At 55.8% G+C, this 17,300-nt stretch carries 17 protein-coding genes; 4 read left to right on the top strand and 13 right to left on the bottom strand.

Going from position 1 to position 17,300, the window contains the following annotated elements; all coding sequences use genetic code 11:
- The 7 genes from J8E65_RS07765 to J8E65_RS07735 form a co-directional block, all read right to left on the bottom strand.
- On the bottom strand, nucleotides 1–1,377 hold the full coding sequence (locus J8E65_RS07765; RefSeq protein ID WP_237181776.1) for a CNNM domain-containing protein: 1,377 nt from the start codon (nucleotides 1,375–1,377) through the stop codon (nucleotides 1–3).
- Between the two features lie 132 nt (nucleotides 1,378–1,509).
- Nucleotides 1,510–2,877 (bottom strand): sodium-dependent transporter, encoded by a 1,368-nt coding sequence (locus tag J8E65_RS07760; protein ID WP_210375193.1) that lies wholly within the window; start codon nucleotides 2,875–2,877, stop codon nucleotides 1,510–1,512.
- A gap of 80 nt (nucleotides 2,878–2,957) precedes the next feature.
- A complete protein-coding gene (locus J8E65_RS07755) occupies nucleotides 2,958–4,865 on the bottom strand; it encodes a putative nucleotidyltransferase substrate binding domain-containing protein (RefSeq protein ID WP_210375192.1) in 1,908 nt (635 codons plus the stop codon).
- A gap of 6 nt (nucleotides 4,866–4,871) precedes the next feature.
- Nucleotides 4,872–6,659 carry an aminodeoxychorismate synthase component I gene (gene pabB / locus J8E65_RS07750; protein ID WP_210375191.1) on the bottom strand — a complete coding sequence of 596 codons (1,788 nt, stop codon included), beginning with the start codon at nucleotides 6,657–6,659 and terminating at the stop codon, nucleotides 4,872–4,874.
- Nucleotides 6,660–6,673: 14 nt separating this feature from the next.
- Entirely contained in the window at nucleotides 6,674–7,243 is a 570-nt protein-coding gene (locus J8E65_RS07745; RefSeq protein ID WP_210375190.1) for an inorganic diphosphatase, read from the bottom strand.
- A 33-nt stretch (nucleotides 7,244–7,276) separates the two neighbouring features.
- Nucleotides 7,277–8,773 carry a PH domain-containing protein gene (locus J8E65_RS07740; RefSeq protein WP_210375189.1) on the bottom strand — a complete coding sequence of 499 codons (1,497 nt, stop codon included), beginning with the start codon at nucleotides 8,771–8,773 and terminating at the stop codon, nucleotides 7,277–7,279.
- Nucleotides 8,773–9,240, bottom strand: a complete 468-nt coding sequence (locus J8E65_RS07735) for a PH domain-containing protein (RefSeq protein ID WP_210375188.1) — start codon at nucleotides 9,238–9,240, stop codon at nucleotides 8,773–8,775. The genes J8E65_RS07740 and J8E65_RS07735 overlap by 1 nt, the downstream gene beginning before the upstream one ends.
- A 411-nt stretch (nucleotides 9,241–9,651) precedes the next feature.
- Here J8E65_RS07735 and J8E65_RS07730 point away from each other — a divergent pair, with 411 nt between their 5' ends.
- Complete coding sequence (locus J8E65_RS07730) at nucleotides 9,652–9,831, top strand: hypothetical protein (RefSeq protein WP_237181775.1); 180 nt, start codon at nucleotides 9,652–9,654, stop codon at nucleotides 9,829–9,831.
- A gap of 91 nt (nucleotides 9,832–9,922) precedes the next feature.
- The gene (locus J8E65_RS07725) at nucleotides 9,923–10,234 is read left to right on the top strand and encodes a DUF4342 domain-containing protein (protein WP_210375186.1); all 312 of its coding nucleotides are present in this window, start codon (nucleotides 9,923–9,925) and stop codon (nucleotides 10,232–10,234) included.
- A gap of 50 nt (nucleotides 10,235–10,284) precedes the next feature.
- On the opposite strand, the gene J8E65_RS07720 is transcribed toward J8E65_RS07725, so the two are convergent.
- On the bottom strand, nucleotides 10,285–10,974 hold the full coding sequence (locus J8E65_RS07720; protein WP_210375185.1) for a hypothetical protein: 690 nt from the start codon (nucleotides 10,972–10,974) through the stop codon (nucleotides 10,285–10,287).
- A gap of 110 nt (nucleotides 10,975–11,084) precedes the next feature.
- Here J8E65_RS07720 and J8E65_RS07715 point away from each other — a divergent pair, with 110 nt between their 5' ends.
- The gene (locus tag J8E65_RS07715) at nucleotides 11,085–12,062 is read left to right on the top strand and encodes a threo-3-hydroxy-L-aspartate ammonia-lyase (RefSeq protein ID WP_210375184.1); all 978 of its coding nucleotides are present in this window, start codon (nucleotides 11,085–11,087) and stop codon (nucleotides 12,060–12,062) included.
- Between the two features lie 5 nt (nucleotides 12,063–12,067).
- Nucleotides 12,068–12,832: a TIGR02757 family protein gene (locus J8E65_RS07710; protein ID WP_210375183.1), complete on the top strand. Its 765-nt coding sequence runs from the start codon at nucleotides 12,068–12,070 to the stop codon at nucleotides 12,830–12,832.
- On the opposite strand, the gene J8E65_RS07705 is transcribed toward J8E65_RS07710, so the two are convergent.
- The 5 genes from J8E65_RS07705 to J8E65_RS07685 all read right to left on the bottom strand — a co-directional run bounded on the left by J8E65_RS07705 (nucleotide 12,811) and on the right by J8E65_RS07685 (nucleotide 17,254).
- Entirely contained in the window at nucleotides 12,811–13,347 is a 537-nt protein-coding gene (locus J8E65_RS07705; RefSeq protein WP_210375182.1) for a flavin reductase family protein, read from the bottom strand. The genes J8E65_RS07710 and J8E65_RS07705 overlap by 22 nt on opposite strands.
- A 32-nt stretch (nucleotides 13,348–13,379) precedes the next feature.
- A complete protein-coding gene (gene dnaJ, locus J8E65_RS07700) occupies nucleotides 13,380–14,537 on the bottom strand; it encodes a molecular chaperone DnaJ (RefSeq protein ID WP_210375181.1) in 1,158 nt (385 codons plus the stop codon).
- Nucleotides 14,538–14,546: 9 nt separating this feature from the next.
- Nucleotides 14,547–15,158 (bottom strand): nucleotide exchange factor GrpE, encoded by a 612-nt coding sequence (locus J8E65_RS07695; RefSeq protein ID WP_210375180.1) that lies wholly within the window; start codon nucleotides 15,156–15,158, stop codon nucleotides 14,547–14,549.
- 22 nt (nucleotides 15,159–15,180) lie between these two features.
- Nucleotides 15,181–16,296, bottom strand: coding sequence for a heat-inducible transcriptional repressor HrcA (gene hrcA / locus J8E65_RS07690; RefSeq protein ID WP_210375179.1), 1,116 nt, complete (start codon nucleotides 16,294–16,296; stop codon nucleotides 15,181–15,183).
- Nucleotides 16,297–16,369: 73 nt separating this feature from the next.
- Nucleotides 16,370–17,254 (bottom strand): hypothetical protein, encoded by an 885-nt coding sequence (locus J8E65_RS07685; RefSeq protein WP_210375178.1) that lies wholly within the window; start codon nucleotides 17,252–17,254, stop codon nucleotides 16,370–16,372.
- Nucleotides 17,255–17,300 lie beyond the last annotated feature (46 nt).

Raw genomic sequence — 17,300 nt, 5'->3', positions numbered from 1 at the left:
TTAAGCTTCTTCCTCAGGTTTATGTCCGGAAGGCGAAGTGGCTACTTCCGGAGGGATTACATGCACCCATACTTGACCAATGCGGTGGTTATCGACGGTTTCCACGCGCAGCTGTAACGGCCCATACGTGACTTCATCGCCGGGTTTGGGAATTTGGCCAAGCACGTGCAAAATCAACCCTCCTAAGGTTTCGAAATCGAACGATTCCGTATCCAGGGAAATGCCCAGCAGTTCGACCAGATCGTCAAGGTTCATGCGCGCATCGACACGGTAGGTCTGTGCATCCAGCCGAACGTACAACGCTGGCTCGCGCTCGTCGTGTTCATCGCGAATGTCACCGACAATTTCTTCAAGCACATCTTCCATGGTAATCAGCCCGGCCGTTCCGCCATACTCATCGACTACAATAGCCATATGCGTTTTACGCCGCTGAAAATCGCGCAATAGATCGTCAAGCTTTTTGCTGAGCGGCACAAACATAGGCGGACGTGCCAAACGTGCCCAATCCAAAGGTTGATTCAAGTCAGCTTGTCCCAAATAAGGCAGGAGATCCTTAGCGTAAAGAATGCCCACAATATTGTCCAGGTGCTCTGCGTAAAGGGGGAGCCGCGAGTGGCCGCTGCTTCGAATGCGGGCCAAGGCTTCTCCAAAAGTAGCCGTAATGGGTAATGCCACAATATCGAGCCGGCTCACCATCACCTCTCGCACGGTGGTTTCACCAAACTCTAAAATCGAGGCCAGTAAGGCGCGCTCTGCTTCACTTAATGCACCCGCTGTACCGTTTAGCCCAGCCAAGGCTTTCAGTTCTTCTGGAGATAACGGTCGCTCCGAAACCCGAAGCCGTTGCTGTACCTGCTGCGACAGGCGTACCAGTAAGTCTGCAATTGGGAAAAATAGCCGCTGCAGTACCCAGAGCACCCCAACCAGGCGATGCACAAGCACAGCGGCATAACGACTAGCCAGCAGGCGGGGCGTAATCTCTCCCAGAACCAATAAAAGCAATGTTATCCCCAAAAGCGTCGCTACCAGCACCCAAACAGAGGACCAATGCGCGGACCAAGACAGCTGCACTACCAGCAAAACGGCCATTAGGGCCGCGCCCAAATTAGCCAAAAGGTTACACAATTGCAGCGTCAACAACAAATGGCGCGGTCGTGCCCGTAAGGCTTGCAGGCGACGCGTTATCGCCTCAGGGGCAACAGAAGCTGTCAAAGGCGCTTGCAGGACTGCCTCTGCGCCCGAAAGCAATGCCGAAACCAGTACGCAAACTCCCAAAAACACAAACTCAGCTGCAAGGATTACTGGCTCCGGCGCCAGTGCCAAGGAAAACGTCAACAGAAGAAAAGCAGCGCGAGATGGCGGTGCGTCGGCGTCCAAGGCTGGTGAGGGCAAGCGCCCTCGGTTGGTTCAAGGGGCATAACAATTTACCATTGGTGCAAACCGTTGACGATCACTTGGCCTTACAGGTTCCGCAAAGGGTTCTCACGCTTCAGCAAACACCCTGCCACACTAGCCCAGATAGCCACGGAGCACGTTTACTAGAATAATCAGAATTACCACCGGACAAATGTAGCGAATAAAAACTTGCCAAATACGCAACAATCCCGGGGATATCTGACTTCCTTGCTGCAACTCTTGGGCAGCTTTCTCAGCTCCCCACACCCAACCGATAAAAACACTCAGCAGTAGCGCTCCTAAGGCCAACGCCAAGTTTCCCCACAACGCATCCATGATGCTGAGAAAGTCGTGCTGTCCTAAAAAGCCCTCTTCTCCTACCAGCCAGTCCATTCGGGTCAACCCTTCAACCGTACCCTGTGATAAGGCTGAGGGTAGGCCAATCAAAAACGTCAACACACCCACAACCCACACCGAACGCTTTCGGCTCCAACGACGCTCATCCACAAAATAGGCTACCACCACTTCTAAAAGGGAAATGGTGGACGTAAGCGCTGCAATTGACAGCAGTAGGAAAAACAATGCCCCAAGCAGCCCCCCTAAAGGCAGGGTCTGGAAAATCTCCGGAAGCACAACAAACACCAAACGCGGCCCGCTGGCTGGATCATGACCAGTAGCAAACACTGCAGGGAAAATCATAAATCCGGCCATGAGCGCAACGAGCGTATCAAACAGCGCCACATAGGCTCCAGAAGCCACCACGTCTTCCCGTCGGGAAAGGTAGGAGCCGTAGGTGATCATCGCCCCCATGCCCAAACTCAAAGAAAAGAAGGCCTGTCCTAAAGCAGCCATCACCACGCCAGGGGTTACTTTCGAAAAATCTGGCTTGAGATAGAAAGCCAGCCCTTTTTCTGCTCCAGGTAGGGTCACGCTGCGCACAATAAGCACAGCCATCAACAAAACCAAAAGCGGCATAAGCACCTTTGACCAGCGCTCAATGCCCTGTTCTACACCCCCAAACACCACCCACATTGTCAATCCTAAAAACACAGCAAATAGGGGCACCACGATCCAAGGACTGGCTACAAAATGCCCAAAGTCCAGATGTGCAAAAAGCAAATTTTTAAAAATATACCCAAAAGTCCATCCAGCAATGACCGCGTAGTAACTGAGGATCCCTACGCCGGTAAGCACACACAGCACGCCCACCCCGATCCAGGGAGATCCAGGCCGCAACAGGCGAATGGCGCCTACGGGGTTTTTTTGGGTATGTCGCCCTAAGACCAGTTCAGCAAGCAAATAGGGAAGGCAAATCAGCACAACGCACAACAGATAGATGACCACAAACGCAGCACCGCCATTCTGGCCGGTAATGTACGGGAAACGCCAAATGTTACCTAGGCCAATAGCCGAGCCTGCGGCAGCCAAAATAAAACCAACGCGCGAGCTCCACTGCCCGCGTTCAGCACTTGGCGTGGTCATATGTGCTGGATTTCAGGGTTTATGCTTTACCTAAGGTATAGGCGCCCAAATAACCGGATTCAGGGCAGAAAATCAAGCGCTCACCGAATCTTGTGGGCACTGTAGCGCGTGGCCAAGGCTTCTTGGGCCTCTTGAATGATCGAAAATACAAGCTTAAGCATTTTGCGTTGCCCGCTGGTGAGCTCTTCAGGAGCGATGAGGTTGTCTGGGGGTTGGCCGGCTTCGATTTGCTGCAACTGATGGTCGAGTTGGAGTTCGACCAAAAATCGATAGGCTTCTTGCAGGTCTTGAGCGATTTGCTTCACCCCTGGCAATTGCGCTGCTACCTGCAGCCGGTCGAGCGTTCCTGTTGCATGCACGTAGCCGGCCTCCAGCGCCAGCACGCGGGCCAGGTCCGTAATGGGCATTAAGCCGCGCTGTTGGATGTCGAACCCAGGCTGCTGTTTGCCTGAACGATCCAGGAGAAACCGTCCAAAGAAAGACAAAGGTGGGCGGTTGCGTAAGGCATTGTGCATCATCCATGCGAGAAAGCCTTGTGCTTGCTGCAAAGTCTGCTGCAGATCCACTTTCAGCTGCTCAACCAATGCTGCAGCCCCATAAAGGGCTCTAAGGTCAAAAAACAGGGATATTGGGACTTTTTCGTCGGGATTATCGATCCAGTGTCGAAACGTATGCTTCCAGCCACTGACCGATTGCCGATAACGCGGACTGCTGGCGATAACCTCAGAGCAACGAGCAAATCCTACCGCTTCCAGTGCTTCATTGGCCTGGTGCGCCAGCTTCCCAAGCCAGTCTTCTGCCCAACGTGCTCGCTGCTCGCTGTATGGATCGGCATAGATTAGGGCATTCGCCTGCTCTGTCTGAAAGCCCATTTCTCGTCGCCCTTGGCTACCCAGCGCCATCCAGGCCCAGGGGATGGCTAACGCTTTGTCAGGCTGCTGCGCTTCGGTCAGTTGCAAGATCCGCACAACGATGCGGTCGCTTAACTCTGCAGCGAGGTAGAGCAAATCTGTAGCAGCCATGCCTTGTTGGCGCAACTGGCGTAACAAGGCAAAGGCTTCTTGGCGCAAAACAGCCAGCGTTGCTATCGCATCGGCTTTTTCGATGCGCTTCAGCGTAGCAACTGGGTCATGCCCGCGCACATGGGCGATATCTTGCCCAGAAATCACCCCCACCACCGGAGAATCTGGGTTTTCATTTTCCGTGAGCACCAAATGGTGTAGGCGGTGGCGTGCCATAGTCATGAGCCCTTCCATCACCGGAGCATAAGCTGGCAGCGTAATCAGCGGCGTGCTCATCAGCTGGCTTACGGGCATGTCTGGCATGCGTCCTTCGGCCACGACTTTGTCGCGCAAGTCGCTATTGGTCAGTATCCCCAGGGCACGCCCATCGGTATCCAACACGAGTATGGACCCAACGCGCGCTTCGCGCATGCGACGAGCCGCTTCCTGCACTGTTGTCTCAGGTGCACACCCAACTGGTGCGCGATGTACCAAAGCACGTAAAGGGGTTGTAAGCAGCACCTGGGCACCAGCCATATCCATTCGGCTCCTGCCCAAACGGTGCGCATACAGCTGCAGATTCTTTTCAAAAAATGCGGCAAAGGCCTCGCAAGATCGGTATACCCGAAAGAAGGCCGCCTCAGGAATCAGCACACATTGCGTAGGTTCTAACGCACGCGCTTCGTAAGGTAGGGGGGCTTCATGCAAGAGTGCGTCATACCCAAACACATCACCTGCTTCGCAGTGATCTACCAAACGCCCCGTGTCTTTATCGACCTGCTGCACTGCCCCAGAAACGACCAGATACAAGTAGCGAGGATGAGCGGGGATAACCCCTTGTGCCAAAATCACGTCGCCTGCTTCATAGGATACCAGCAGGGCCGCTTCAAAAAGCATCCGACGCGCTGCCGGCGTCAGCCCATCAAACGGCGGCGTGCTGTCTAACAGCGCGGCTAAAGTTTCTAGGGTTACCGGCTGAGAGGCCATAGGACTTTAGGCTTCAGGACAAAGTATTGCAGGCTGCCAACCAAGTACCGCGTTGCACACGTAAAGGGCTTCAGCCCGCCGCAGATCATCGAGCGTGAGCACCTTTTCGGCAGCTTCTGGCCGCGTTGCAAGCACATGCGCCCGGTACACGCCAGGCAGTAGCCCACAGCGCACCGGAGGCGTGTAGAGCTGACCGTCCATTTGGGCGAAGATGTTTGTGCGAGAGCCCTCGCACACCTCTCCGCGGGTGTTCAAAAAGATGACCTCATCGTAGCCAGCGGCACGCGCTTGCAGATAGGCTGCCTCGTAATCAGCTCGGCGCGTGGTTTTGTGATAACGCAGTGGATCGGCGGCGTCAAGGCGCCATGGAGCCACACAGAGCCGCCAAGGACGGGGAGCCTCAGCCTCCAAGACCGTACTGGTCAACCTCATGTGTCCACGCTCGTCCAACGTCAAGCGCAAGCGCCAGCTTTGCATAGGATCCAGCGCCTGCACCACCTGGCGTAGGCGTGCTCTTAGCGCAGCCTCATCCAGCGGGAACCCAAACCGTGCTGCTGAACGACGCAACCGTTCCAGATGCGCCTCGAGCAAGGGGATCGCGCCTGCTGTGCACCGCATGGTTTCAATCAGAGCAAACGGCTCAGCCGCTAGGCGTAGAAACTGACTTTTGAGCAGGCATTCTGCATACTCCGCCTCTGGGTCAGAATCCCATACAATTCCACTCCCTACGCCCAAACGCCCTTCTGAACCGATCAGCTCGAGTGTGCGAATAGCAACGTTGAAGACCGCTTCGCCACCTGGCGCAGCATACCCAATCGCTCCGCAATACACCCCCCGATGGCTTGGCTCTAAGTGCCTTAAGTGCTGCAGGGCCCGTAGCTTTGGCGCCCCCGTTACCGATCCCGATGGGAAAAGTGCCCGGAAAAGCGCCGCATAGCCTACGCCAGGACGCAGCGTGCCTTCTACCGTAGACGTCATCTGCCAAAGCGTAGGATAGGCGGCAACGTGAAACAGCTGTGGCACAACGACCGACCCTGGTCGGCAACAGACCGAGAGGTCGTTGCGCAACAGGTCTACAATCATCAGATTTTCAGCCTGATTCTTCGGATCGGTCCGCAGCGCTTCAGCCAAGGCGCGATCTTCTTCGGGATCCTCTGACCGGCGCATGGTCCCTTTCATAGGCCGCGTGATGATCCGCTCTCCACAACGCCGAAAGAAAAGCTCAGGAGAAAAGCTGAGCACGAAACGCTCACCCGTGTTCAAAAAAGCTCCGTATGGGACCGGCTGCTGCTGCCGCAGGCTGCGATAAAGCGCCAGTGGATCTCCCTCGAACTGGAAAAAAATCGGTAGCGTGAAGTTAAGCTGGTAGACCTCACCCTCACGAATTAAAGTGCGAATGGCCTCAACGCGTTCTCGATAAGCGGTCAAGGAGAGCAACGGGCGTAGGTTTTGCACCCGATAGCTTTCTGCCTCGGCCAGCAGTGCCCAAGCCGCTTCGGCTGTTAGACCATGGGGTTGCGCATAGACACCAAACCAGGCTAGTGGTCCTGTATCTTCAGGAACCGACAGCGGCACAGGCGCAAGCGCATAACCTGCTTCATAGGCTATATAGCCCGCCACGTAATAACCAGCCGCTACTGCAGCGTCCAATGCCTGCAGCAATGCCGGAACTTGGTCGGCGGTGTCGGCCTGCAATACGTGCACAGGTTGCACAAAAAGCAGGCTTTGCTGGTTTTCTTCGTCCGAAAGTGCGGTGTCCAACCAAACCGTTCCAGGCTGCAGCAGGGGATGCATCTTCAGGATATAGGCTACGGTGTGCGGGCTAGCGTTGGCATAACCTCTGTGGCATAGCGCCGAATACTTTCAGCTACCACAGCCCGAGCTTCTGCTGGGCCAAAGAATTCTTGCACCAGCACCTCCTTGTCCTCAAGTTTTTTATAGTCTTCAAAAAATCGGCGCAGCTCACGCAATCGGTGCTCGGGAAGCTCTCGAATGTGATAAAAACCATTAAAGGCTGGATCGTCCAAGTGCACACAAATGATTTTCTCGTCGTTTTGCCCCTGATCGAGCATGGTCATCATGCCAATAGGCCGCGCCCGCAAAAGGCTTAGGGGCATTACAGGCTCTTGCATGAGCACCAGCACATCAAGCGGATCATGATCCTCACCCAGTGTTTGCGGGATAAAACCGTAGTTAGCCGGATAAATCACCGAAGAATACAGGACACGATCGACCCGAATCAGCCCCGTGTCTTTATCCAGCTCGTACTTCACTTTGCTGCCCTGGGGGATTTCAATCACGACGTGGAACCAATCCGGTGCTTCAGGGCCGACAGGGACGTCGTGCCAGGCATGGGCGGTAGGGATATATGTTGGCATGGACCGGATGCTGCAGGATGATAACGTTGCTGTTTAAACAGGGCGAGATGTCTCAGACGTTCCCTTGAAGGCTTGCTGGCCTTCCTGCAAGCGTACATGTAGCAGTTCAAACAAGGCTTGAGCTTCTGTCAAGGGAAGGTCGCGCAGCACAGGTCCATCCCATAGCGAAGCGCCAGCCACGTCAACCACCATGGTGGCCAGTCCTAGCCGCCGTTGGAAAAGCGATTGCCGTAGCGAGAGCGTTTGCACTTTAGCATAAGGCAAACACCAGATCTGGCGGCGGAGAACCCCACGACGAATGAACAGGAAACGTGCATCACAGGCATAGCCGTGTCCGCGATACTGCCACCACGCCCAAAGCAGGGATCCAACAGCCCAGCCTATCCCAATCCAGAGCTGCACGTCCCATAGCAAGTGCATTCCACCCAAACCAAGCACACCAACAAGCAGGTAGCGTACAGCCAGGCGGCGCCCATGGCGAGGCGAGACCCGCTTCCAAGCTTCAGGCAACGCCAGCGGCCACACTTGCGTCGCTACAGCCTGCACTTCGTGCAGCCGCCCCAGGGGCACCAAAAGCTGGTTCCCCCGTTGTTCTTGGGCCAACCCCATCAGCCGAGCTTCTAAAGCAAACCAGCCAAAGTGGGCCATGAGCGGATTCGTTTGGATCACCAGCGCCTGCACCCGTCGACGCGGAATAACAACAGCAGCCACCGTCAACAAACCGCTTTGACGGTAAAGCCGATCGCCTTCCTGCCAAAGTCGAAACCCGTAGTAGCGCGCTCCATGCACCAGAATGCCCCCAACCCATCCCAATAGGGCTGCTACAAGGAGCGTGGCCAGTGTAGCCAGCAGCGGTGCATGGGCAAAAGCATCCTGAACCCAGCGTAAACGCCCCCGCGCTATACCGTAGACCAGCTCTTCAGGGCTGAGGTTCAAATACTCCATTGCTGAAAACAAACCGGCCAAAAAAATCAGCGAAAATCGAAACGCCCCAGAGCGTAAAAGGCGACCCAGCGACATGGAAAACAAAGGCTCCGCGGCCTGTGCCTTGGCAGAAACGGCAGGCAAAGCTTCGCGCAAGGCTTTAAGCTGCGCCTCAAGGCGCATGGCTTCGGCCAAACTGACAAAAGCCAGCTCGCCTTCGGTCTCGCTGCTACCAGCGGTTTCAATGCGAACGCGCGCTAGCCCTAATAAACGCGCCAGCACACTGCGCTCGATTTGCACGTTTTGGATGTGCTCTATGGGAATATTACGCCGCCGGCGGGTAAGCAAACCGCTTTCCAGGATGAGCTCACGCGGTGTTAAAGCATATTGAAAGCGCAGGTAATGCGCCAAGATAAGCGGCCAGGCAATGCATCCATAAAGCACAAGCGTAGCAATTGCGCTGCGGTCTACACCCCTTCCCCAAAGCACAGGCAGCAACAATACCCCCAACGCCGGCAGGCTCATCAACAGCCGTACCAGCAGCGTCAGCGGATGCAGCCGACGCGCTTCAGGCATAGGCCCTGAGAACTCCTCAAACGCAGTCATCAGAGCACGTCTTCCAACACATGTTGTTTAATGCGCTCGCGAAGCTGCGCTGCCTGCTGCGGTCGCAATCCGGGCAAGACAATGGTGCTATAGCGCGCGCCAGCCGTGTGCAGCACCACCCGGACCAACCCAAACTCGCGCTCAATCAGATCCTGAGCCACATCCAAATGTTGGACCCGTCGCAGCGGAACAATCGTGCGCACACGCGTGAAAATGCCTCGCTCGAGAATGAGCTCTTCAGGAAGTAGGGCATAGCGCCAAAACCGATAACGCAGTCGTGGCACTACCCAGCACAACAGCCCCCCAATCCCTAACACAGCGCCTATCCAAAAGCCCCAGGGCAACCAGCGATCAGGCCGAAAAAGATGGGTAATTTCATAGGCCAACGCTAGCAACACACCGCCCAAGGTCCAAAGTGCCAATTTGACCGTCCATACGGTTCGAACAGCCGGATCCAGCGATTCCATGCCACCTTTGAGCTATATCACAGAGACGGTACATAATAGCCAAGGGGGCACGAGGTTTCCAAGGCTTCAGGCCAGAGGCAACGTCACTCGTAAGCATACTGGGAGCCATCAAAACACACCTTTCGCGCTGCACAACCCTACCCTGCAATCGGATGCAGCTATCCAGCGACAGCCTACGGAGACCAGGCATTTCATCTGCACTTGCTGCACGCAGCCTAGCTTAGAGAGCGTGCATATTTTCCAATGGGGCCCAGGGTTTGCTCCCCCTAAAAGTTTTTATAAACTGCGGTTACTTTAGATGGACTAAAAGCGGCTCATAGAAGTGCCATCTAGGCCTTAATACAAGGCTTTTCTGGTCGATCACTTCCCTATACATCACTCCTTTGTCGTTACGCAATGCGTCGTTTACTTATGGAATTTACCTTTGATCACCGGGCAGTAGCTGCATTGCCCCCAGTGCTACAGCGTTATGTACACCTGCTTTACCGGCGCGTTTGGCTGGCGTATGCTCAGGCAGGCTGTCCCTTAGGTCCAACCGACATCGGTATGCTGCTCTGGTTTGAATTTCGACAGTATACCACGGTCAACTGAGTCGTAACCGAACTTTTCCAAAAGAGGCGCAACCTCAAGCAGGGCTGCACGTATTGTGCCTCTAAGCAAGAGGCGCCTTTTTGATCAAGCGATGAAGACAACCAGCCCTCAGTTTGAAAAATTTCGGGTACGTGGCACGCAACTGCTCGAGCGCGTTCAGGAGATTATTGAGGAAGGGAATGCCCGAAGGGTGATTCTCAAAAAGGATGATCGGGTGTTGCTGGAGTTTCCGCTTTCTGTAGGCGTAGGTGGTGCGGCAGCGGCTGTACTGTTTGCCCCTACATTGGCTGCAGTAGGCGCAATTGCTGCGCTTGTAAGCGACGTAGACGTGATTATCGAGCGCCGTCCCCCTTCACCCCCTGAGCTTCCAGGTAGCGAAATCCCTCCGTCTTCTGAATCCTGAAAAGCGCGGGCGCCCTGGTATACCTCAAGCACCAGAGCACCCGCGTTTGCTTACAATGTAAGGCCAAAAACCAGATAAGACCGCTCAACACGGGGATTGGGGTTGAGGATATAGCTTACAAAAACGGGAAGTCCAAACTGCTCGGTAATAGGGATCGTTCGGGAAGCCGAAAGCCCTAATGTTACCAACGCCGCACTGCCGGTATTATAAAAGCTGCTCCTGCCCCCTACAGCTGCTACCTTTGCTGTCAGCTGGACCCCATTGACAGCAAAGGGATATTGGGCTTCCAGGTAGACCGAATAATCAGGGTCATTGTAGGCAAAAAGCCCTGCAAAGAGCGTGAACGGCGCCTGCGCTGGTCCAGAGAGTTGCACAAAAGGCTCCAAATAATGTGCACCTCTTCCGTTGTTATCAAAGTTAAAGAACTTCCGCCCCTCTGGAGTTGGGAAGTGATAATCGGTCACGCCTATCGTTAAAGCGCCAAAATTGAGGCTAAGGTACAGGTCGTGCTCATTGGCATAAGCTCCTGGAGTAGCGATGGCATAGGAAGCCCAGGTGCCAATTGTTAGTGGACCTGTGGTGAGCCGTAATCCCGGTTGTACGCTCATCGACTCCCCAAAATCCAGTCCACGCCAAACGTAGCGGCTCACTACATCAGCTCCTAAGTGAATCTCTTGGGCCTGCGCTGCGTGTACGTGCAGCAAACTACCGAGCAGGAGTAGGCAAATTAGAGGTCTCATAGGGATACCTAATTTAATTTTGATTATTTTGACTTCTTCCTATATTATTAAATAGAATTTTGTAAATCAACATATTTTTTAATCAAAAAAGCCTTATGTATTAAATATTCATGATTCCTTCCTATAAGTTTGTGCTCGCGGCAGCCCGGCAGTTGGACGGCGTAGCGCACCGCACGCCGGTCATGCATGGACGCACGCTGGATAAGCTATGCGGGGCTTACGTGCTGCTCAAGTGCGAAAACTTTCAACGCACCGGATCCTTCAAATTTCGCGGGGCCTATTATGCCCTGGCTTCGCTCCCGGAAACCGACCGTGCCCGTGGCGTGCTCACCTACTCTTCAGGGAATCATGCCCAAGCCTTAGCGTTAGCTGGACAGTTGCTAGGGGTTGCGGTCACGGTCGTTATGCCCACCACGGCCCCCGCTGTTAAACAGGCTGCTGCGGCCAGCTACGGTGCCGAAATCATCCACTATGACCCGGCGCAAACCTCACGCGAAGCATTAGGGCACCAGATTGCCCAAGCTCGGGGCCTAACGCTGATTCCTCCCTACGATCACCCCCACGTTGTAGCTGGACAGGGAACCGTGGCCAAAGAATTCCTCGAAGAGGTGGGCTCTTTAGACGTGCTCTTGGTGCCTTGTGGGGGAGGGGGTTTGCTCGCCGGATCGGCCTTGAGTGTGCGGGCTTTAGCGCCCCAGTGCCGACTGATTGGTGTAGAACCTGAACGCGCCGACGATGCAACCCGCTCGTTTCAAACAGGCCGTCTGCATCAGGTGCACAATCCCGACACCATCGCTGATGGGGCTCGGACCCCTTCTTTAGGTCAAATCACCTTCCCGATCATTCGGCGTTATGTAGACGACATGGTTACGGTTTCTGAGGAAGCCATTCTGCAGTCCATGTATTTTTTATGGGAACGGCTAAAGCTTGTTGTCGAACCTACTGGCGCCTTGGCGTTGGCAGCCTTATGGGAAGGTAAGGTAGCGGTCGCCAACCAGCGCGTTGGGGTAATTATCAGCGGGGGCAACGTAGAGCTGCGCCAGGCGCTAAGCTGGTTTGCCCAAGGGCCGCCTTGTTCTCAGAGGTAAAATGCATGGATGCTTTGTTTTTAGAGGCTTTGGTGGCTCGCTACGAGCAACCTGCCTTTATCGCCCAGGATCCTATTGCGGTGGTGCATGCCTTTGACGATCCGGGCGATCAGGAAGTGATCGGCCTCTATGCCGCCCTGCTTGCCTGGGGGCGCCGCACGCTCATCTTGCGTAAGCTCGAAGTGCTGTGCGCTTGCATGGACTACCAGCCTTACCATTTTGTCCGTCGATTCGATCCAGAGCGCGATGGTCATCGGCTTGCCGCGTTTTGCCATCGCACGTTTCAGCCCGTTGATGCGCTATGGCTCACGCTTAACCTACAAGCCTTGCTGCGTCGGTATGGATCGGTAGCTGCTTTTGTCGCGCAGCACCTGCCGTCTGAAGCCCCCGATATCGCGCCAGCCCTCGAGGCGTTAAGCCAAGCTTTATGCGCGCTGCCTGGAACACCGGCGCGTCTGCGCAAGCACCTGCCACGTCCTTCCAGCGGCAGTGCCTGTAAACGACTGGCGCTGTATTTTCGCTGGATGGTGCGCCCAGGTCCGGTAGATCTTGGGCTTTGGGAAACGGTTTCCCCTCGCCAGCTGGTACTGCCCTTAGATGTGCACGTAGGTCGCCAGGCACGGGCTTGGGGGTTGTTGACGCGACCGCAAAACGATTGGCGGGCTGTTCAGGAGCTTACAGAAAACTGCCGGAAACTCTGCGCTGAAGATCCGGCGCGTTACGATTTCGCCCTTTTTGGAGCTGCGCTCTACGGTGCTGGGGTTTCGTGATCGATGGCCGGACCTGGAGCCAGTGTTTCACCCACAACGCGGTACGCACGGTTGTAATACAGCACGGGCAGGCCATCTTCGTGGGCTTCCAGATCGTAGACCTCGCCTACAAAGATTGTGTGGTCGCCGGCCTCTAGCCTGCTATAAGGGCGGCAGTAGAGTACGGCCAGCACGCCTTCCAGAATGGGCATACCGTGGCCCTCCACCCGGTATGCTAGTCCAGCAAACTGCTCAGCACCGCTTAGGCCAGGTTCAGCAAAGCGTTGGCTGAGGTAGACCTGTTCGGCACGCAGCAGATGTACGGCAAATCGCTCAGCCTTAAGCAGCACTGCATGCATGCGTGCCCGATGGCTGACGTTAAAGGAAATCAGTGGGGGATTCAGCGATACGCTGGTAAAGGATCCGATGGTAATGCCGCGCATTTCTTCAGCCGTTGCCGCCGTCACTACGGTAACGGGCGACGGGACGCGTCGCATCACTTGCCGGAACGCTTCGCCACGCGATAGGCTTGCCATAAGCTCCCTTGAAGGCATCTAGCCTTTCGTTTTTAGCGAAAGGCGTCTTTAACCCGACTAAAGAACGATTTGCGTTCGCCTTCCAAACGGGGCTGGAAGGAAGGCGAATGCCGCAGTTGCTCCAAAATTCGGCGTTCGTTTTCGGTGAGTTCTGTGGGCGTCCACACGTGCACACGCACCAGTTGGTCCCCCCGGCGTGAGCTATTAAGCTCTGGCAAGCCGCGCCCCCGCATGCGGAGAATCTTCCCGGACTGAATGCCGGGCTCAATTTGCAACCGCGCCCGTCCGCGCAGCGTAGGCACTTCCACTTCGGTGCCTAAAGCAGCATCAGGGAAAGAGAGGAACAGATCGTAGTAGATGTCCAGCCCCTCCCGTACAAAGTGCTCGTGAGGAAGCTCCTCGATTTCTACAATCAGGTCGCCCGCTGGCCCACCGTTGATCCCTGCATGCCCGGCTCCCTGAAGCGTAAGGTAATGCCCTGCTACGGCTCCTGGCGGGATGGTTACGCGCACCGTCACCTCAGCCATCTGGCGGCCGCTGCCGCCACAAGCCGCACAGCGGTTGCGCAGCACCCGTCCCTCGCCTCGGCAGTGCGGGCAGGTTTGGATGTTGATAAACTGACCAAAGATGGAGCGCGAAACCTGACGCAGTTCACCAGTGCCGTGGCACGTAGGGCACGTGGTGTACCCTGCAACGCCCCCTTCAGCGCCGCTTCCACCACAGGCTTGGCAGGCGACGTACTTGCGCACAGGAATTTCTTTTTCAGTGCCTTCGGCGATTTCTTCGAGCGTTAGAGCCACCTTAACGTGCACATCGCCCCCAGCCCGCCCGCTTTCACGCCTTCGTGCGCGCCGCTGCCCGGTAAAGACCTCTTCAAAGACAGCACCCGAGGCGCCAAAAATATCGTGAAAGGCACTAAAAATATCGTTCAGATCCTCAAAAGGAGACGCCCCCGACGCAGTGCCACCTTCCCGCAGACCGGCGTGACCATACCGGTCATAACGCCGCCGTTTCTCCGGATCGGAAAGCACCGCGTAGGCTTCTGCAATTTCTTTAAAACGCGCTTCAGCTTCTTTATTGTTGGGGTTGCGGTCGGGGTGGTATTGCAGCGCCAGCTTGCGGTAAGCCCGTTTGATTTCTTCCAGTGAGGCACTGCGGTCCACCCCAAGCACTTCGTAGTAATCGCGCATAAAGGCCCTTTAGCTTACGGGCTGCTCTTTCCCATCCGGCGGCGCAGCCACCACCACACGGCTGTGGCGCAGCACGCGCTCACCTAGAAGATACCCTTTTTGAATTTCCTCAAGCACGGTTCCTGGCACCGCCCCTTCAGGGGCAGGCTGCTGCAGCAACGCTTCGTGTAGGATAGGATCAAACGGCTTGCCTGTGGCCTCAATGGGCTGCACCCCTAAACGGGCCAGTTCATCCAGAAACTTGCGATAGACCAGGGAAACGCCCTCGCGAAGCTGCCGCAAAACCGTCTCGACATCTTGACCTTCGGTTTGCTGTGCAGCTGCTAACGAGCGTTCCAAGTCGTCGAGCACATCTAGCAGTGGTCGCAATGCAGCAGCTTTGCCCAGTTCCAACAACTGTTGTTTTTCTTGCTCAACGCGCCGGCGATAGTTCTGTAATTCGGCTGCCGTGCGCAGAAACTTGTCCTGTAGCTGGGCAAGCTCTGCCTCTAATTGTTGAATACGCGCCGTTAAGGCACTGGTCTCCTCGCTTAGATTCCCCGGTGCAGTTGTATCTGAAAGTTGACTTTCTAAGGGAGGTTCCGTATGCGTCTGCGGCGATTGCACGTCTTTGGGCTCCATAGCGTAATGTTTTTTTGCAGGATTAGTTGACCACCTCGTCTGCAGGTCGGCTGAGCAGCGTGGCCATTTCCTGCACCAGCGCCATCACGCGCCGGTAGTCCATGCGCGTAGGCCCGATAACGCCAATAGTTCCCACCGCATCGCCTAAGCGATAGCGGGCGGTAACGATCGAAAACTTTTCTACCTTTTCGTCTGGGTTCTCGCGGCCAATGGAAACCTGCGCGCGACCGATTTCAACATTTTCCGAAAGCTCGGGACCTTCCAGCAGTTGAACCAGCGCCTCTTCATCCTCTAACAATAGGAACAAGGTGCGAAGCTCTTCCGCATGCCGAAACTCCGGTTGCCCCATGATATACTGGGTCCCGCCAAAACGCAAGCGCCCTTCGCTCGGCTCAGCAAACAGGGTCGGAGCCTCGCCGATCATGAGCTGCACTAGCCCGGTTCGGTCTTCTACATCCTGCAAACGTTGGGCACAGGTATTACGAACGGTAGCCAAGGTCAGACCAGCCAGGCGCTCATTCAGCAATGCGACTACCAGTTCTAGGTCACGCCGGCTCAGCTCCGAGGGCAGCTCTGCAAGAATTGTACGCACCAAGCCGCCGCGCACGCTGAGCACAAACATGGCGCGGGTCGACGAAAGTGGTACAACCTCCAGCCGTTCCAGTACCCCAGTCGACAGGCGGGGGGTCAGCACAACGCCAAGCAGATGGGAAAGCTGCCCTAAAAGCCGCGTGCTTTCCCGCCACAGCTCCTCCGGGTCGTTGCTCACTTGACGTACCCTCCGCTCCAACAGCCGGCATTCATCTGGTGTAAGCTTGGGCACCTCCATTAAGGCATCGACAAACGTTCGATAGCCCAAGTCTGTTGGAATGCGACCGGCTGAAGTGTAAGGATGGTCCAAATAGCCCATTTCCTCTAAATCGCTCATGGTGTTGCGAATCGAGGCTGGGCTCAGACCGATAGGATACCGACGGGCCAGAAAACGCGACCCCACCGGACCTGCCGTATCAATAAAACTCTCGACAACCAACCGCAGGATCTCACGCTCCCGCGCATTCAGCGGGGCAGCGGGATCTGCCAGCGGTCGGCGAGATAATTGCCGATGCCGCATCGCATGCCCTATCCGCACCATGCGCATTGCCTACCATCCTCACATGACCAAGATACAAAGGCCTGTATCTCCAACCGCATAACGGCAAATGCGGTTTCGCCTATTCCAAACGCTCTAGTACCAGCCGTCGTGACAATTGTACCGGCTGCCCTTCGACGGTAAAGCGCTGTACGTCTTCACGCGGCGCTAAGGACCTGGGGTCTTCTACAGCATACCAAGCGCCATCAGTCGGCAACAGAGGTACCCAAGCTCCGGTCATTTGCGGCCAGCCATCGCTTCCAGGTAGGGCCTCTACGCGAGCACGCGCAAGATCCACACGCCCGATAAACTCCGGCATCTCCCATTGCGCCCCACGACCTGCCATAAGATAAAGCCCTGCTTCCAGCCCTTCTCCAAGAAACACCATGCGTTCAAACACCATGCGCCCGTCCGCATAAAAACGTGCTTCGAGATGTTGTAGCGCAGGTGGAAACATGATCACATGCCCCCAATAGCGCCCCCGATCATAAAACCTCACCGTTTCAACCCACAAATCCACCACGACAAATCCAGCATAAACCGCCCGAAGGCGCGCGCGGTAAACTACCTCAACCTCAAGCCACACTGGCCGAACTGGTCCCCAACCGCGCACATCCCAATACAACCACTGGCGCAGCCGATACCGAAAAGGCCGGTGACGATGCGCTGGATGCTTCCAGAAATGGAAAGCTACCACATACTTGGGCGATGGTGGCGGTGGTGCCACTACCCAAACGGGAGCGGCACGGTAAGGCCGGGACCAAACCTGCCCCGGAACATTGTCAGATTTTGCTCCAACACGCGGTGCTTCAGCTGGAAGACGCGACGCCTTGCGCGGGGGCTTTGCCTCACGCACCCGCTCCTTGGAAGGTGCACGCGGCACGCCTTCTGACGACCGCTGAGCTTGGACCGGCAATACGCCGAATGTCAGCCAAAGGCAGCCGATACCTATCCAAAGCCAACGCATGATCCCACCTACTTTTAGGTTTACTTTTCTAAAACTTCGACAAGCC

The sequence above is a fragment of the Rhodothermus bifroesti genome, assembly GCF_017908595.1.
Lineage (GTDB): Bacteria > Bacteroidota > Rhodothermia > Rhodothermales > Rhodothermaceae > Rhodothermus > Rhodothermus bifroesti.
Note: the sequence above shows the minus strand (reverse complement) of the source record. Positions and strands in the feature narration are given on the sequence as shown.

What these genes read in the sequence shown, in the direction of transcription:
- pabB (WP_210375191.1), bottom strand. Translation starts at nt 6,659, where the DNA reads ATGCATCCCCTGCTGCAGCCTGGAACGGTTTGGTTGGACACCGCACTT.
- J8E65_RS07760 (WP_210375193.1), bottom strand. Translation starts at nt 2,877, where the DNA reads ATGACCACGCCAAGTGCTGAACGCGGGCAGTGGAGCTCGCGCGTTGGT.
- J8E65_RS07740 (WP_210375189.1), bottom strand. Translation starts at nt 8,773, where the DNA reads ATGACTGCGTTTGAGGAGTTCTCAGGGCCTATGCCTGAAGCGCGTCGG.
- J8E65_RS07695 (WP_210375180.1), bottom strand. Translation starts at nt 15,158, where the DNA reads ATGGAGCCCAAAGACGTGCAATCGCCGCAGACGCATACGGAACCTCCC.
- J8E65_RS07755 (WP_210375192.1), bottom strand. Translation starts at nt 4,865, where the DNA reads ATGGCCTCTCAGCCGGTAACCCTAGAAACTTTAGCCGCGCTGTTAGAC.
- J8E65_RS07720 (WP_210375185.1), bottom strand. Translation starts at nt 10,974, where the DNA reads ATGAGACCTCTAATTTGCCTACTCCTGCTCGGTAGTTTGCTGCACGTA.
- J8E65_RS07735 (WP_210375188.1), bottom strand. Translation starts at nt 9,240, where the DNA reads ATGGAATCGCTGGATCCGGCTGTTCGAACCGTATGGACGGTCAAATTG.
- J8E65_RS07730 (WP_237181775.1), top strand. Translation starts at nt 9,652, where the DNA reads ATGGAATTTACCTTTGATCACCGGGCAGTAGCTGCATTGCCCCCAGTG.
- J8E65_RS07685 (WP_210375178.1), bottom strand. Translation starts at nt 17,254, where the DNA reads ATGCGTTGGCTTTGGATAGGTATCGGCTGCCTTTGGCTGACATTCGGC.
- J8E65_RS07710 (WP_210375183.1), top strand. Translation starts at nt 12,068, where the DNA reads ATGGATGCTTTGTTTTTAGAGGCTTTGGTGGCTCGCTACGAGCAACCT.
- dnaJ (WP_210375181.1), bottom strand. Translation starts at nt 14,537, where the DNA reads ATGCGCGATTACTACGAAGTGCTTGGGGTGGACCGCAGTGCCTCACTG.
- J8E65_RS07725 (WP_210375186.1), top strand. Translation starts at nt 9,923, where the DNA reads ATGAAGACAACCAGCCCTCAGTTTGAAAAATTTCGGGTACGTGGCACG.
- hrcA (WP_210375179.1), bottom strand. Translation starts at nt 16,296, where the DNA reads ATGCGCATGGTGCGGATAGGGCATGCGATGCGGCATCGGCAATTATCT.
- J8E65_RS07745 (WP_210375190.1), bottom strand. Translation starts at nt 7,243, where the DNA reads ATGCCAACATATATCCCTACCGCCCATGCCTGGCACGACGTCCCTGTC.
- J8E65_RS07705 (WP_210375182.1), bottom strand. Translation starts at nt 13,347, where the DNA reads ATGGCAAGCCTATCGCGTGGCGAAGCGTTCCGGCAAGTGATGCGACGC.
- J8E65_RS07715 (WP_210375184.1), top strand. Translation starts at nt 11,085, where the DNA reads ATGATTCCTTCCTATAAGTTTGTGCTCGCGGCAGCCCGGCAGTTGGAC.